The sequence below is a fragment of the Streptomyces ficellus genome (assembly GCF_030406405.1).
Lineage (GTDB): Bacteria > Actinomycetota > Actinomycetes > Streptomycetales > Streptomycetaceae > Streptomyces > Streptomyces ficellus_B.
On sequence record NZ_JAUEPL010000004.1, the window covers coordinates 36816 to 52427 of the forward strand.

9 protein-coding genes are annotated in these 15612 nt (G+C 71.4%); 2 read left to right on the top strand and 7 right to left on the bottom strand.

All coding sequences use genetic code 11. The features are described 5' to 3' along the window. The first annotated feature begins 146 nt into the window (after positions 1-146). On the top strand, positions 147-2696 hold the full coding sequence (locus QWM81_RS04065) for an alpha-L-arabinofuranosidase family protein (RefSeq protein WP_435372320.1): 2550 nt from the start codon (positions 147-149) through the stop codon (positions 2694-2696). A gap of 193 nt (positions 2697-2889) precedes the next feature. Beyond that, positions 2890-3921, top strand: coding sequence for a LacI family DNA-binding transcriptional regulator (locus QWM81_RS04070; RefSeq protein ID WP_290110282.1), 1032 nt, complete (start codon positions 2890-2892; stop codon positions 3919-3921). An 8-nt stretch (positions 3922-3929) separates the two neighbouring features. Here the strand turns inward: QWM81_RS04070 and QWM81_RS04075 are convergent, their stop codons facing one another. The 7 genes from QWM81_RS04075 to QWM81_RS04105 form a co-directional block, all read right to left on the bottom strand. After that, the gene (locus QWM81_RS04075) at positions 3930-4658 is read right to left on the bottom strand and encodes a glycoside hydrolase family 12 protein (protein ID WP_290110095.1); all 729 of its coding nucleotides are present in this window, start codon (positions 4656-4658) and stop codon (positions 3930-3932) included. Between the two features lie 30 nt (positions 4659-4688). Beyond that, the gene (locus tag QWM81_RS04080; protein WP_290110283.1) at positions 4689-6899 is read right to left on the bottom strand and encodes a glycosyl hydrolase family 95 catalytic domain-containing protein; all 2211 of its coding nucleotides are present in this window, start codon (positions 6897-6899) and stop codon (positions 4689-4691) included. Between the two features lie 89 nt (positions 6900-6988). After that, the gene (locus tag QWM81_RS04085) at positions 6989-8968 is read right to left on the bottom strand and encodes a beta-galactosidase (protein ID WP_290110096.1); all 1980 of its coding nucleotides are present in this window, start codon (positions 8966-8968) and stop codon (positions 6989-6991) included. Continuing rightward, positions 8968-11292 (bottom strand): 1,4-beta-glucanase, encoded by a 2325-nt coding sequence (locus QWM81_RS04090; RefSeq protein ID WP_290110097.1) that lies wholly within the window; start codon positions 11290-11292, stop codon positions 8968-8970. Before QWM81_RS04090 ends, QWM81_RS04085 begins: the two co-directional genes overlap by 1 nt. Before the next feature lie 191 nt (positions 11293-11483). Further along, positions 11484-12410, bottom strand: a complete 927-nt coding sequence (locus QWM81_RS04095) for a carbohydrate ABC transporter permease (RefSeq protein WP_435372321.1) — start codon at positions 12408-12410, stop codon at positions 11484-11486. Positions 12411-12415: 5 nt separating this feature from the next. Then, the gene (locus tag QWM81_RS04100; RefSeq protein WP_290110284.1) at positions 12416-13339 is read right to left on the bottom strand and encodes an ABC transporter permease; all 924 of its coding nucleotides are present in this window, start codon (positions 13337-13339) and stop codon (positions 12416-12418) included. 283 nt (positions 13340-13622) lie between these two features. Then, positions 13623-15329 carry an extracellular solute-binding protein gene (locus QWM81_RS04105; protein ID WP_290110099.1) on the bottom strand — a complete coding sequence of 569 codons (1707 nt, stop codon included), beginning with the start codon at positions 15327-15329 and terminating at the stop codon, positions 13623-13625. Between the last annotated feature and the right edge of the window lie 283 nt (positions 15330-15612).

The window sequence follows — 15612 nt, forward strand, 5'->3', positions numbered from 1 at the left end:
GCTGGGGCAGCCGCTCACCCACTGAGACGGCGGAGGAAAGACGTACCGATGCGTTGACGTGTCAACTGCCCCTGCCTATCTTCCTGTTCGAAGTCCTGGTCAATGTCCGGTATCTCGAACAACTGAAGAAATCCAGGAGCACACACATGGCACCCATACGGCCGAGGCTCGTCCTCGCGCTGGCGGCACTCATGGTGGGCACGGTCATGGCCGCGCCCACCAGAGCCGACGCACCCACGGCGGACCCGGCGGCGGAGCCCGCCGACTACTCCCTCACCGTGTCCCCCGACCGCGCCGGCCCGGCGATCGACCGCACCATGTACGGCGTCTTCTTCGAGGACATCAACAACGCCGCCGACGGCGGGCTCTACGCCGAACTCGTACAGAACCGCTCCTTCGAGTTCAGCACCGTCGACAACCGGTCCTACACGCCGCTCACCGGGTGGCAGCAGACCGCGACGGGCGGCGCCACCGGCACCGTCCAGGTGGTGAACGACACCGAGCGCCTCAACGAGCGCAACCGCAACCACCTCCGCCTCGGCCTCGCCGGAACCGGCGGCGCGGGCGCCGGCTTCGGCGTCGTCAACAGCGGCTACGGCGCCGGGATGGCCCTGCGGGAAGGTGCCCGCTACGACTTCTCCGTCTGGGCCCGCACCGACAGCGCCACCGGCACCCGCCTCACCGCCGAACTGCGCACCACCGACGGCACCACCGTCTCCGCGCCCCTCGCCGTCACCGTGCGCGGCGACCGCTGGACCAAGTACACCGGCACCCTCACCGCCAAGGTCTCCACCACCGGCGGCCGGCTCGCGGTCACCGCCGAGGGCGGCGGCACCGTCCGCCTCGACATGGTCTCGCTCTTCCCCCGCGACACCTACAAGGGCCGTGCCAACGGCCTGCGCAAGGACCTCGCCGAGAAGATCGCCGCCCTCAAGCCCGGCTTCGTCCGCTTCCCCGGCGGCTGCCTGGTCAACACCGGCAGTCACCAGGCGTACGAGGCACCCGACTTCGAACGCCGCCGCTCCTACCAGTGGAAGGACACCATCGGACCGGTCGAGCAGCGGGCCGTCAACGCCAACTTCTGGGGCTACCACCAGAGCTACGGCCTCGGCTACTACGAGTACTTCCAGTTCGCCGAGGACGTCGGCGCGATGCCGCTGCCCGTCGTCCCCGCACTCGTCACCGGCTGCGGTGAGAACAAGGCCACCGACGACCCGGCGCTGCTCAGGCGGCACATCCAGGACACCCTCGACCTGATCGAGTTCGCCAACGGCCCCGTCACCTCCACCTGGGGCCGCAAGCGGGCCGAGATGGGCCACCCCAAGCCCTTCGGCCTGACCCACCTGGGCGTCGGCAACGAGGAGAACCTGCCCGATCAGTTCTTCGCCCGCTTCACCGAGTTCCGCAAGGCCATCAAGGCCACCTACCCGGACATCACCGTCGTCAGCAACTCCGGCCCCGACGACGCCGGAACCACCTTCGACCGCGCCTGGCAGCTCAACCGCGAGGCCCGCGTGGACATGGTCGACGAGCACTACTACAACAGCCCCCAGTGGTTCCTGGAGAACAACGACCGCTACGACTCCTACGACCGCCAGGGCCCCAAGGTGTTCCTCGGCGAGTACGCGTCACGCGACAACCGGTTCTCCAACGCGCTGTCCGAAGCCGCCTTCATGACCGGCCTGGAGCGCAACGCCGACATCGTCAAGCTCGCCTCCTACGCCCCGCTGCTCGCCGATGTGCGGCAGAACCAGTGGCGGCCCGACATGATCTGGTTCGACAACCAGCGCTCCTGGGGCTCGACCAGCTATGAGGTGCAAAAGCTCTTCATGAACAACACCGGCGACCGCGTCGTGCCGAGCCGGGCCTCCACCACCCCCGCCATATCCGGCCCGATCACCGGAGCGGTCGGCCTGTCCACCTGGGCGACCAGCGCCGCGTACGACGACGTGCGGGTCACCGCCGCCGATGGCAGCACGCTCCTGGCGGAGGACTTCTCGGCCGGCGACTTCCGCTGGACCCGGGCGACCGGGCGGGGCACCTGGAGCGTCCAGGACGGCGCGTACGTCCAGTCCGACGCCGCCGCCGAGGACACCTTGGTGACGGCGGGCGACACCGGCTGGCACGACTACGACCTGCGGGTCAAGGCCACCAAGAAGTCCGGCAAGGAGGGCTTCCTCGTCGCCTTCGGCGTACGTGACAGCGGCAACCACTACTGGTGGAACCTCGGAGGCTGGGGCAACACCCGCTCCGCGGTCGAGAAGACCGTGGGCGGCGGCAAGGAGACGATCACGGAGAACGGGACCACGATCCAGACGGGCCGCACCTACGACCTCCACGTCCAGGTGCGCGGCCGGCAGGTCACGCTCTTCCTCGACGGGCAGAAGTGGGGCGGCTTCACCGACGACAAGGCCGCCGAGCCGTTCCGCCAGGTGGTCACCCGCGACAAGGGCGACCTCGTCGTCAAGGTCGTCAACGCCCAGGCCACCCCGGCGCGGACCCGGATCGACCTCGGCACCTCCAAGGTCGCGCCGACGGCCCGGATGACCACCCTCCAGGGGGCGCCGGACGCCGTGCACACCGCCGACGAGCAGCCGGTCCAGCCACGCGAGTCGACCCTGCGCGGCATCGCGAGGAACTTCACGTACACCTTCCCGGCGCATTCGGTCACGTTCCTGCGCATCAAGGCGGGATAGGGTCCCGGTTCACTACCCTGGCCGGGGAGGGCGACAGCTCTCCCCGGCCGTACCCTTGCCCGGCGCCGATGGGTGGGAGACGGAGTCGAAGCGCTTCGACGAAGTCTCTGGACAGTTGCCGATGGCCGCTCTAGTGTCGGTGGCACACGCATCAAAGCTCGCGTCGAAGCGCTTCACCACTCTGGAGAGCCGAATGGTCACCCTCGCCGATGTCGCTCAGCACGCCGGAGTCTCCGCGAGCACGGTGAGCTATGTCCTGAGCGGCAAGCGGTCCATCTCCGCCTCCACCCGCGAGCGCGTCGAGCGCAGCATCGAACAGCTCGGCTACCACCCCAACGCCGGCGCCCGTGCCCTGGCCAGCAGCCGGTCCAACATCATCGCCCTGATGATCCCGCTGCGCACCGACATGTACGTACCGGTGATGATGGAGATCGCCATCGCCGTCGCCACCACCGCCCGCGCGCACGGCTACGACGTCCTGCTGCTGACCGGCGAGGAAGGCCCCGCCGCCGTACGCCGCATCGAGGGCAGCGCGCTCGCCGACGCGATGATCCTGATGGACGTGGAGCTGGACGACGACCGGCTGCCGCTGCTGCGCGAAGCCGTGCGCCCCGGCGTCCTCATCGGCCTGCCCGCCGACACCACCGGCCTCAGCTGCGTCGACCTCGACTTCCAAGCCGCCGGCGCCCTGTGCGCCGAACACCTCGCCGCACTGGGCCACCGCGAGATCGCCGTCATCGGTGAGGCCGCCGCCGTCTACGAACGCCACACCGGCTTCGCCGAACGCACCCTCGCCGGCCTCCGCGACCGCAGCCACGAGCTGGGCCTGCGCCTGCTGCACCGCCCCTGTGAGGGCAGCTACGCCGCCGTCTCCGCCACCCTCGCCCGCGTCTACGACGAGCGCCCCGGCACCACCGCCTTCGTCGTCCAGAACGAGGCCGCCACCGACCCGCTGCTCGCCCTGCTGCGCCAGCAGGGCCGCGCCGTCCCCGAGGACGTCTCGGTGGTGGCCATCTGCCCCGACCAGGTCGCCGCGCACGCCTCCGTACCGCTCACCTCGGTCGCCGTACCGGCGCAGAAGATGGGGCAGTACGCCGTGCAGCAGGTCGTCGCCAAGCTGGAGGGACGCGGCACGGACGAGGTCGTCCTGCTCGCTCCGGAGCTGACCGTACGCGAAAGCACGGGCCCCCGGGCGGTGCTCGTACCCGGGGACCCGCGCTCCTGACGCTCCTCTCAGCTGGAGGAGACGGTGAGGTTGTTGGTGGTGAAGTTCAGCCCGCCGGCCGACGAGGTCACCTCGTAGCCGAACTGCACGTCACCGATCGTCTCGTTGCCCCACCACTTCTTGGTGTCCTTGATCCACTTGAGGACCGGCAGGATGTTCACCGAGCCGGAGGTGGAGTCCGAGGTGCGCAGGAACGAGAACACCTCGTGGTACGAGCCATCGGGGTTGACGACCCGCCCCTTGTAGACGTTCCAGCTGTGGCCGCCCAGCGTGACACTGCCCTGCGGGCTGCCCAGCGGGCCCACGGCGCCGTTGTGGTTCATCCAGAGCATGACCTCGAAGTCGTAGTCCGTGTCCCAGATGTCGTACGCCGTGTTGTACGCGCCCGCCGAGGGCACCGTCACGTTGTAGTTGCTGGTGAGCGACGCGAGCGAGGTGATCGACTTGTTGATCACCTTCTTGGCGTTGGGGTACGACTTGATGCCACCGGTGTTGGGGTGGTCGGCCCACACCCCCCAGTTCGTCCCGGAGTTGGCCCAGGTGCACTGGGCCCCGGCGCCCTGGCCCCAGATGTTGTTGTAGAGGGTGTAGCCGTTCAGCGAGGTGCTGCCCCACTTGTCGCAGCTGTTCCACACGGCGGCCTGCGCGGGCGCGGCCGCCGGCCCGATCGTCGCGCCCAGCGCGAGGACGGGCGCGAGCAGCGCCGTACGGAGCCTGGGGCGGGTTCGTCGTGCCATGGGGGGTCCCTTTCCATGGGTGGGGGGAAACTACCGGGTGCTCACGGTGAGCACCCGCTCTTCGCCGGCGGTCAGGTCGAGCGGCTCTGAACCGGCGGAAGTCAGCAAGGAGATCCGCACCGAGCGGGCGGGGCGGACCGTGGCGGTGCACACGCCACCGCGCCACACCAGGTCCACCTCGGCGCCGAACCGGGTGCGCACCCCGTGCACGGAGCCGCTCCCGTACGCCCCGGGCAGCGCGGGCAGCAGCACCAGACGGCCGGGCGTCGACTGCACGAGCATCTCGATCAGCAGCGCGGGCAGCGCGTGCGCGGCGTCCGCGTTGTACACCTCGCGCCGCGGATAGTGCGCGCTCATCAGCGAGACGTGGAAGAAGTCACCGCCCAGGACCCGGCCCAGAGCGGCCGCGGCCCGCTCGCCGTCCCTCAGCCGGGCGGCGATCAGCGCGTGATGCAGGTGGCCGTGGGCGGAGTCGTTCTCCGCGCCGCGCAGCTCCAGTGCGCGATGCGCGGCGCGGGCGAGGCCGGGCGTGTCGTACGGGTTGATCTCGCCGAGCGGCCACACCGGGTACAGGTGGCTGAGGTGGCGGTGGTCGTAGCGGTCGCCGAGGCCGGGCCAGGCCCATTCGGCGAGCGCACCGTCCTCGTTGATCCGGTAGTCGGGCAGGCGGGCGGCGAGGGCGAGGAGCCGCTCGCGGTCCTCGGGGTGGTGGGCCGCGGCCGTGGTGAGGGCGTGGCGGGCGGCCGCGATGTCCATCGTGGCGTTGACCGTTCCCCAGCTCGCGCCCACCGGCCGGTTCTCCGGGGAGTACGACGGCACGATGGCGATCCGCCCGTCGGGTCCTGTGCGGGTGAGGAAGTCCTCGTAGAACAGGGCCACTTCGGCGAGGGCGTCCGTCAGGCGCGGATCGGCCGCGCCGGTCGTCTCGGCGTGCTCGACCAGGGGGTGCAGCAGCCAGTCGGCGCCCGCCGTCCACAGATGGAGCGGGTAGGCGCGCTGGAAGTGGTACGTATGGCCCGACGCGCCGTCCGTGTGGCACGGCGCCACCACGCCCCGCGCGCCGAAGATCGCCCGGGCGTTGTCCCGCCAGTCCGCCAACTGCCCGTACACCAGGGCCGCGTGGGCCTCGGTGACCTCGGGCAGGGCGGCCGCGGCGGCGGAGGCGGTCTGGAGGTTGAGGTTGGCGTTGGTGGTGAACGCCCCGGACCAGGCGGTGTTCCAGTCACCGGTCCACAGGCCCGGCAGGCGGGGCGGCAGCATCCCGCTCGCGGACAGCAGGTGGTAGCGACCGGCCGCGAACAGCCGCTCGACCAGGGCGGGGCTGCCGGGCCTGGCGAGCAGTTCACCGCCGGACAGGGCACGCTCGGCGGGGCTGCCGCCGAGGTCCAGCACGACCCGCTCGTACGCGGCGCGGTGCGGCCGCTCGTGCCGGGCGAGCAGCTCCGCGTACGCGGCGTGGGCGGCCCTGCCCTCGGTGAGGGCGAGCAGGGAAGCCGCCTCGGCCGTCACGTCCAGCTCGTCCGGGTGGCGGCGCACCCGCGTGAGCAGCAGCAGCTCGTCCGCCCCCGTCACGTGGAGCCCGCCCGGGCCCACAGCGGCCCGGCCTCCCCCGACGACGGCCAGGGTCACGCCCGTGAACGACAGGTCGCTGCCGGGGTAGCGGACCCGCAGGGTGAGCAGCGCGCCGTCCCGCGTCAGCACGGTGCTCCGGCCGGCGGCCAGGGTGCCCGGGGCGCCGGGCAGCCGGTGGTCGAGGGTGACCGCGGCGGTGAGGCGGGCCCCGGTCACGTACCGGACGATCACATCGTCCGCGCGGGACACGAACGCCCGCCCGGTGCGGTCCGCGCAGACATCGCTCACCACGCCGGTCGCGAAGTTGACCGAACGGCGGTAGCCGGTGGCTTCCGTGGCCTCGGTGGCCTCGCGCCGTACCCGTACCTGGAACGCCGGATGGAACGCGCCCACCCAGGACAGCTCACGCCCGTCCGTGAACCGCTCCGACGCCTCCGTGTCACCGGCCAGCAGCCGGTCCTGAAGCCCGGCCAGCCGGCCGGCGAGCCGCGGCGGCTCGGTGTGGTCCACCGGGCGTACCAGTGTGTGGTGGTTGACGATGACGCGGTCATCGTCCGGATCACCGAACACCATGGCGCCGTGCCGGCCGTTACCGCTCAGGAAGGCGTCCTCCCAGCGCACGGCGGGCGAAGGCTCCCAGGTGCCGTGCACGGGACCGGCGGCGTGCATGGAGTCGGTGGTGTGCATGGTGGGGTCAGTGGTGTTCGCGGGACCGGTGGCGTGCGCGGGACCGGTCGCGTGGGCGGGGCCGGCGCCGGTCACCGAACCGCCTCCCGCAGCACCGCCACGCCGTAGCGCTCCAGCACGAGCGGACCCTCCACGGCCGCACCCGTCAGCACCTCCCGGAACGCGCCCGGCACCGTCACCGTGACCCGGCCCCGCCGGTGGTTCAGGACGAACAGCAACGCGCCGCGGCGCACCGCCTCGACGCCCTCCGGCAGCCCCTCCAGCACGGGCCGCACCCCCGCCTCACCGGCCACCCGGGCGAGCAGTTCGCGCAGCGCGGGCGGCGCGGGCAGCGTGGACAGGTACCAGGCGCGGCCGCTGCGCAGCACCGCCGGAAGCCCCTCCAGCTCGCCGCCCCGGTACGCCGCGACCACCTCGCCGCCGTCCGCCGACAGCTCCTCCGACCACAACGTCCCCTCGAACCCGTCGCAGGTGATCGTCTCGCCCCTGTCCAGGGGCCACCACTCGTGCACCGTGCCGATGCCGAACAGCGCCCGCAGCCGCGCGTCCATGCCCCCTTCCCGTACGCGGTCGTCCTCGTCGGCGACCCCGGTGAGGAATCCCGACACGAGGGTGCCGCCGCCGCGTACGTAACGGACGAGGTTGTCGACCGCCGTGTCGGTGAGCAGGTAGAGGTGCGGGACGACCACCATCCGGTAGCCGGTCAGGTCGTGCTCGGGATGGGCGAACGCGGTGGCGAGATGAGCCTCCCACAGCGCGCGGTGCCAGGCACGGACGATCTCCGGGTAGTCGACCTCGGTGGAGAGCCGGCCGTCCTGCTGGTCCGCCCACCAGGAGGCCCAGTCGTGCAGGACGGCGATGTCGGCCGTCGCCTGCCGCGTCCCGGCCACCTCGCCGCTGAGCGCCGCGAGTTCCGCACCGATCCGCTTGACCTCCTGGAAGGTGCGGCCCCGCTCGCCCGCGTGCGACACCATCCCCGAGTGGAACTTCTCCGAGCCCTGCCGGGACTGGCGCCACTGGAAGTAGCAGATGGCGTCGGCGCCGTGCGCGACGGACTGGAGCGACAACAGCCGGTTCAGGCCTCGCGGCTTGGGGTGGTTCACCCCCCGCCAGTTGACCGGGCCCGCCGCCTGCTCCATGACCATCCACGGCCCGCCGCCCGCCTGTGAGCGCGTCATGTCGCCGATCATCGCGTTGTACTGGCCGCCCAGCGGGTCCCTGGGGTCCGGGTAGACGTCGACCGACACGACATCCTCCTCGCCCGCCCACACCCACGCGTCCTGGCCCGTCCAGAACGGCATGAAGTTCGTCGTCACCGGGACGAGCGGGGTGTGCCGGGTGACGATGTCGCGCTCGGCGGTGTAGCACTCCATGAGCGCGTCGGACGTGAACCGCTTGAAGTCCAGCGTCTGCGCGGGGTTGCGCATGTACTGGGCGCGGCGCGGCGGAATGATCTCCTCCCAGGTGTCGTAGCGCTGGCTCCAGAACGCGGTGCCCCACGCCTCGTTGAGCGCCTCGATCGTGCCGTGGCGGGCGGCCAGCCAGCGGCGGAAGTGGCGGGCGGTCTCGTCGCACCAGCAGTGTGTGCAGTATTCGTTGTTGATGTGCCACATCAGCAGGGCCGGGTGCGCCCCGTACCGCTGCGCGAGGTCTTCGGTGATCGCGGCCGCGTAGGTCCGGTAGGTGGGGGAGCTGGCGCAGAACTGCTGGCGCGAACCCCACCAGACGGTCTGCCCGTTCTCGTCGCGCGGCAGCGTCTCCGGGTGGCGTGAGCCCATCCACGGCGGGGGAGAGGCGGTCGGCGTGGCGAGGACGACGCCGATGCCGTGCACGTGCATCAGGTCCATCAGCCGGTCGAGCCAGCCGAAGTCCCGGGCGCCGGGGCGGGGTTCGATACGCGCCCAGGAGAAGACGCCGAGTGTCACGGAGTTGACCCCGGCCTCCTGCATCAGCCGCACGTCCTCGTGCCAGGTCTCCTCGGGCCACTGCTCGGGGTTGTAGTCGCCGCCGAACAGCAGCCGGCCGCGGGTGGCGTCGTCGAGGGAGGGCATCAGACCGGGTCTCCGTACTGGATGCCACGGCCGTTGGTGCCGAGGTAGACCCGGCCGTGGACGCGCGGGTCGCCGGTGATGACCTCACCGGTCCAGCCCCACTGATGGGCGTCGTCGTTGATGCGGACCCACGTGCGGCCGGCGTCGTCGGAGCGCAGGACGGCGACCGCGGCGCCGGTTTCCGCGCCGGCCGCGCCGGTCGTGCCCGCCGCGCCGGCCGTGCCCAGCGAGCCGGCGGAGTCGGCCGCGCCGGTCTGGAAGATGGCTGAGTAGTCCGCGCCCGGCGCCGCCTTGCCGAAGCCGAGGGCGTACGACTGGGTGCAGCCCGGCACCTTGGTGAAGGTGGCACCCTCGTCCGTGGAGCGGTACAGGCCGTTGCCCTTGGCCGACAGCCACAGGTCACCGCGCCGCCCGGGGGCCGCGGCGATCCGGAACTGCCCGTCACCGGACGGCAGTCCGGCCGCGCGGGCGGTGAACGAGGCGCCACTGTCAGTGCTCGCGTATACGGTTCCTGTGTCGGTGTCGTACGCGTAGAAGAGCGTCGGGTCGGCCGGGTCGGCGACCGGCGTGGCGCCCTTCGGGAAGGAGGGGATCTCGGCCCAGGTGCGGCCGTTGTCCGTGGAGCGGTAGGCGGGGTGCTTCGTGCCGTCCCAGTGCACGAAGGACCACAGCAGCGCCGTGCCATCGGCGCTGGTGGCGATCGGCCCCGGGGCGTCCTTGGCGATGGCGGGCTGGGCGGCGAAGGGCGCCCACGTCCGGCCCCCGTCGGTGGAGTACGCGCCGTTGCCGTTGCCGCCCCAGCCGGCGCGGACGACATACGACGGCTCCGCCGCGGCCTGCGCGAGTCCGGTCGCCGACCCGAACACCGGATTCGTCGCCATGCCGCGCGACGGGGACGCCGTGAGCCGCTCGTGGTACATCACGCCGATGTCGGCGAGCCCGCTGATCAGATGCGCCGCCCCGGCCGGCGGCGAGATCAGCTGCCGCACGGCGGCCTCCTCCAGGCCGCGTATGCGCGGCGCCCAGTGGCGCAGGTCGCGGGTGCCGTAGAGCGTCGCCCCCGTCCCGTACACGATGTGCCGCGAGTCGTACGGGTCGACGGCGAGTGCCTGGATCCACCAGCCGAACTTGGGGCTCGGCTCGCCCCAGTTGAGGAAGGGAGTCTCGGACACGTCAAGGACGGCGGTGTCCTTCAGGGACACCCACGTCGCGCCGCCGTCCGTGGAGCGGAAGAGGGTGTCCACCGCGCCCCAGCGGTTGTTGGTGGAGACGACCACGGTGCCGGGGCGGCGGGCGTCCACGGCGACCCCGCCGTAGCCGAACGTGTCGCCGGGCCCGGGCGTGACCGGCGTCACCTCGCGCCACGCGCCGGTCACGGTGTTCAGCCGGTGCACGGAGCCGGCGGACTGGCCGTTGGGGCCGGGAGCGTCGGCGTACGTGACGTACAGGCAGCGGGTGGCGGCGTCGTACGCGGCGCGGATCGGGACCTTCGCCGAGGTGCCGGACGGCCGGCCCGGCACGGCCTCCCAGCCGCCGGAGGCGGTACGGGCGGTACGGGCGGTCGTACGGTACAGGGCGCCGTCACCGTCGCCCCAGCCCGCGTAGACGGTGCGGCCCGCGGCGACGAGGAAGGTCACGCCCTGGCCGGTGGGGGAGGGGGAGGCGGGGAGGGAGGAGGGGGAGGGGCCCCATGTGGCGCCGCGGTCCGTGGAGCGCAGCAGTCCGTCGTGCCGGGTGCCCAGCCACAGGGTGTCGCTGTCGCGCGGGTCCACCAGGAGCCGTTCGCCGGTGCCCCGGCCGTCCTCGTTGGCGCCGAGCTTGACGGTCAGGTCGGTGCGGGCCCAGGTGGCGCCCCGGTCCTCGGAGCGGAGGACCGCGCCGTTGCCGGCCCAGGGCTGGGCGTAGGTGCCGAGGGCGAGGTAGAGCCGGTCGGGGTGCGCGGGGTCGACGGCCATCGCCTCCACCCCGAGCAGGTTCCAGTCGTCCCAGCCCAGGTGGTCGGTGAGCGGCGTCCAGCGGGCGGCCCGGTCGTCCCAGCGGTAGGCGCCGCCGATGTCGGTGCGGGCGTAGGCGAGGCCGCGCACCGAGGGGTGGAAGAGCACACCGGTGATGAAGCCGGTGCCGCCGATGACGACGTTGCGCCACCGGTACGGGCGGACGTCGCGGCCCGCCGCGCCCGCCTCCGGAGCGGCGCCCGGGGCGGCGGGTGCCGGGGGCGTGGCCGCGTGCGCGGCCGGGGCGAGGGCGGATCCGGCGGCGAGGGCGGCGGCACCGGCGGTACCGCCCGCGAGGACGGCGCGTCTGCTCAGGGGGGAGGGGGGCATGGCATGCCTCGATCTCTGCGGGTGCGGGAAGTGGGGGTACGACGTCTGCCGGGGCGCGACGGGGGGTGGGGGCCACGCTCCGGCAGCCGTCCGTTCGGACACCGCGCCGCCCCTGGCGTCCGACGCGGCCATCGGACGGGCGGTGAGGGGGCGGGCGGTGAGGGGGCGGGCGGCGGGGATGTGTACCGGGCTCAGCCCTTGACCGCGCCGGTGAGCATGCCCTTCTTGAAGTGCCTCTGGACGAAGGGCGACGCGATGGCCACCGGCACCAGGGCCAGCACCATGACCGCCATCTGCACGGATAGCGGCGACAGTTGGTTGGTCTTGATCAGCTGCCCGAGTCCGGTCGGCGGCTCCTGCTTCTGCACGATCTGGATCATGACGTTCTGCAACGGCATCATGTCCTGGTCGGTGAGGTAGATGGAGGCGTTGAACCACGCGCTCCAGTACCCCACCGCGTAGAACAGCGAGATCACCGCGAGCACGGCCCGGGACAGCGGCATGACGATCTGCCACAGGATCCGGAAGTCTCCGGCCCCGTCGATCCGGGCGCTGTCGGTCAGCTCCTGCGAGATGTTCATGAAGAACGCCCGCAGCACCAGGATGTTGAAGACGCTCACCGCGCTCGGCAGGATCAGCGCCAGGTAGGTGTCCGTCAGCCCCAGCGCCTGCACCAGCAGGTACGTCGGAATCAGCCCCGCGCCGAAGAACATCGTCGCCAGCAGCGTCATCAGCATCCAGCGGTGCCCGAGCGAGCCGCTGCGCGACAGCCCGTACGCGCACAGCACCGACACCGCCATGCTGAAGAGCGTGCCCACCGCCGTGACACCCAGGCTGACCAGCGCCGCACGCTGCACCTGCCCGCCGCCCAGCAGCTCCTGGTACGCGACGAAGGTGATGCCCTTGGGGATGACGACCAGGCCACCGGCCCGGCTGATCGTCTCGGGCGAGGAGAGACTGGTGACGATCACGATCCACAGCGGGAAGAGGATCGCCAGACAGGCCCCCGCCAGCACGATGCCCTTGGCCACCAGACCGGCCTTGCCGGGCTCGCCCTCCCAGACCGGGCGGGGCGGCGCGGCCCAGCGGCTCCGCCGCTTCGCGGGCTCCACCGTCATCGAGGTCACTTCTTGTACACCCCCTGCTCGCCCATGAGATGGGCGACCTTGTTGGCCGCGAGGACCAGCCCGAGCCCGACCACGCCCTTGATGAGCCCGGCGGCCGCGGCGTAACTGAAGTCCTGGTTGCGGATGCCGTTCCACCACACATAGGTGTCGAGCACCTCCGCCGCGTCCGGCCCCACCGCGTCGCGTTGCAGCAGCAGTTGCTCGAAGCCGACGGTGAGCGCGTCACCGACCCGCAGCACCAGCAGCAGGGCGATCACCGGCCGCAGCGCGGGCAGCGTGACGTGCCACATCCGCCGCCAGCGCCCGGCCCCGTCCATGGCCGCCGCCTCGTACAGGTCGTTGCTGACGGAGGACAGCGCGGCGAGGAAGACGATGATGCCCCAGCCGGCGTCCTTCCAGATGCCCTCGGAGGTGACCAGCAACGGGAAGATCCCCGGGTCGGTCATCAGGTCGAAGCCCTCGATGCCGTGCTGCCGCAGCGTCTGCGCGATGATGCCGGCGCCGCCGAAGATCTGCTGGAAGACGGTGATGACCAGCACCCAGGAGAAGAAGTGCGGCAGGTACATGATCGCCTGGGCGACCGCGCGGACCCGGGGTCTGATGATGCTGTTGATCAGCAGGGCCAGCATGATCGGCACCGGGAAGAACAGCACGAGCTGGAGGAAGAACAGCACCAGGGTGTTCTCGACCGCCCGCCAGAACGCCGAGTCGGCGAAGATCCGCTCAAACTGGTCGAACCCGACCCACGGGCTCTCCAGCATGGCGATGAAGCCGTTCTCGCTGAGATACGGGTCGTAGTCCTGGAAGGCGACGATGTTGCCGAGCACCGGTATGTAGGTGAAGACCAGGACCAGCAGCAGTGCGGGCAGGGTCATCAGGATCAGCGCGCGGTCCCGCCGGAACCTCAGCCGCAGGCTCAGCTTTCCGCCGTTCTTCTTTCCGCTGTTCTTCTTCGCTGCCGCTGCCGCTGCCGCTGCCGGTGCCGGTGCCGGTGCCGGTGCCGGTGCCGGGGCAGAGGCCGGGTCAGATGCCTGGGCGGATGCCTGGGCCGGTGGTGGGACGGACAGCCCGGCTCCGGGAGTCTCCCCGCCCTGGCGTGGCGCCCCCGTCTTCTCGCGGGGCCGTGGGCCGCCCTGACCGGCCGGCTGTGCGCCCGGCACCGTGCTGTGCTGCGACACGGTTCTCTCCTCGCGTGTCGGCGGGTCAGTTCGCGGCGGAGCCGGAGTCGTCGAGCAGCTTGCGGTACCAGTCGCGGAGCTGGTCGCCGCCCTTGCTCCGCCAGTCCGACACGGCCCGCTGGACGTCGCTGATCTTCTTGCGGCCGCGGACGACGTCGTCCTCCAGCTGCTCGAAGTCGTCGGCGAGGTTGGTCCAGCGGGTGGGCTCGGTGACGGTCAGCCCGTAGAAGGAGGTCTTCTTCGTCAGGGCGCCCATCCGCTGCTGCCACTCGACCCGGAGCCTGGTCACGTCGGGACGGTCGGGGTGGGCGACGTACGGGGCGGGGTCGCCGAGGTAGTCGAAGGCGCCCGCCACCTCCAGGAAGCCGGTGTCGTTCTTGACCGGCAGGCCCTTGTCGTACGTGTAGTGGACGCCCTCGACGCCGTAGTCGGTGAGCATGCGCTCCTTGGTGCCGTACGGGGCGGCACAGAAGTTCGCGATGGCGAGCACGTCCTTGATGACCGCCTGGGACGCCTTCTTGCTGACGAACGCCCAGATGCCGGCGGGCTGCCCCGCCCAGAGCGTCGGGGCCGAGCCGTCGTGGCCGAAGATGTCGAAGGCGCCCATCCGAAACTCGGGGTTGCGGGCGCCCTGTTCGACGCTCTTGGAGTACCAGTGGGACAGGTCCTGGTTGTAGACGAGGACCTGACCGGCGGTGAAACGGTTCCCCGGGTCACCTTGTGTGCCTCCCGCCCTGGCGTCCGGGTGGACCACGTGGGCCGCGTACAGCGTGCGCACCCACTCCAGGGCTTCGAGGTACTCCTCGGTCTCGACGCGGTTGACCAGCTTCCCGTCGACCATGTTCCACCACAGCGCCTTGTCGCTGCCGGGGAAGACGCCGAACATGTTGAAGGCGGTCCACTTCATGTCGTCGCAGGCCCACACCTTGGCCTTGGCGTTGGTGGCCTCCTTCGCCCAGGCGAGGAACTCGGCGGCGCTCTTGGGCTGCTGGTAGCCCTTGGACTCGAAGACGTCCTGGCGGTAGAAGGGCGCGATGTTCGGGACGTACGAGCCGGGCATCGGGATGCCGCGCAGCGCGCCGCCGAAGATGGACCGCTGCCAGGCGTCCGTGGGCACCGCTGCCAGGTTCGGGTACGCCTTGACCTTCTCACCCGACAGGTACGGGCCGAGGTCGGCGAACTTGGCGTTGACCGCGCTCGGGATCTTGCCGGTGAGGTTCCAGCTGGGCACGACCACGACGTCGGGGATGTCGCTGGAGGCGAGCACCGCGCCGAGCTTCTCGTCGTAGGTGTTGCCGTCCTGGTTCTGCCAGACGGTGCTGACGCCGATGGCCTCGTTCATCGCCCGGTAGTAGGGGTTGTCGCTCTTGGGCGGGCTGCCCCACAGCGGCGCCATGATCTTGATGCTGCTGCCCTTGCCGAGCTTGTCGGGGACCGAGGTCTTCAGCGCCGCCGTGGCGATCGCCGTGGTGAAACCGGCCGCGGAGCCGTTCTTCGACGGGATGTCGGGCGACACGACGTTCTGCGCCACGAAGGCCGGCAGGAGCTTTCGCGCCTCCTTGCCGGAGGTGGCGCCGTCCTTCTTCTCGCCCTGCGAGCCGCCGCACGCGGCCAGCAACGGCATCCCGCCCGCCACGGCGGCCGCGGCGACGGCGGTGGAGGCGAGGAAGCTTCTCCGGCTGGGGGCGGAGCCCGCGCCGGAGCCCGGAGCGGAGGAGAAGTTCGGCGTCATTGCGTCAACCCTTCATGGCGCGCCAGAACACCCGGCGAGGTCCGCCGGTCGGCTGCGGTGTCAGAGGTGGATCCGGCGTAACTGGCTGATCCGAAGCGGGCCTTGAGAAGCACAGCCGTATGCGTCCTCGGCCGCGTCATTTCGTCGAAGCGCTTCGATGTTGCTGCGAGGTTAAGTGAACGCCACCAGCCGCACAAGAGTCGTTCCCAAAGATTCCTCGGTGCTTCGGGACGTTGCCCAGGCGCCGACCTGGCGGCCTGCGGCGAGTTGTCGGCCCCTGTGT

What these genes read in the sequence shown, in the direction of transcription:
- QWM81_RS04065 (WP_435372320.1), top strand. Translation starts at nt 147, where the DNA reads ATGGCACCCATACGGCCGAGGCTCGTCCTCGCGCTGGCGGCACTCATG.
- QWM81_RS04070 (WP_290110282.1), top strand. Translation starts at nt 2,890, where the DNA reads ATGGTCACCCTCGCCGATGTCGCTCAGCACGCCGGAGTCTCCGCGAGC.
- QWM81_RS04075 (WP_290110095.1), bottom strand. Translation starts at nt 4,658, where the DNA reads ATGGCACGACGAACCCGCCCCAGGCTCCGTACGGCGCTGCTCGCGCCC.
- QWM81_RS04080 (WP_290110283.1), bottom strand. Translation starts at nt 6,899, where the DNA reads ATGCACGCCGCCGGTCCCGTGCACGGCACCTGGGAGCCTTCGCCCGCC.
- QWM81_RS04085 (WP_290110096.1), bottom strand. Translation starts at nt 8,968, where the DNA reads ATGCCCTCCCTCGACGACGCCACCCGCGGCCGGCTGCTGTTCGGCGGC.
- QWM81_RS04090 (WP_290110097.1), bottom strand. Translation starts at nt 11,292, where the DNA reads ATGCCCCCCTCCCCCCTGAGCAGACGCGCCGTCCTCGCGGGCGGTACC.
- QWM81_RS04095 (WP_435372321.1), bottom strand. Translation starts at nt 12,410, where the DNA reads ATGACGGTGGAGCCCGCGAAGCGGCGGAGCCGCTGGGCCGCGCCGCCC.
- QWM81_RS04105 (WP_290110099.1), bottom strand. Translation starts at nt 15,329, where the DNA reads ATGACGCCGAACTTCTCCTCCGCTCCGGGCTCCGGCGCGGGCTCCGCC.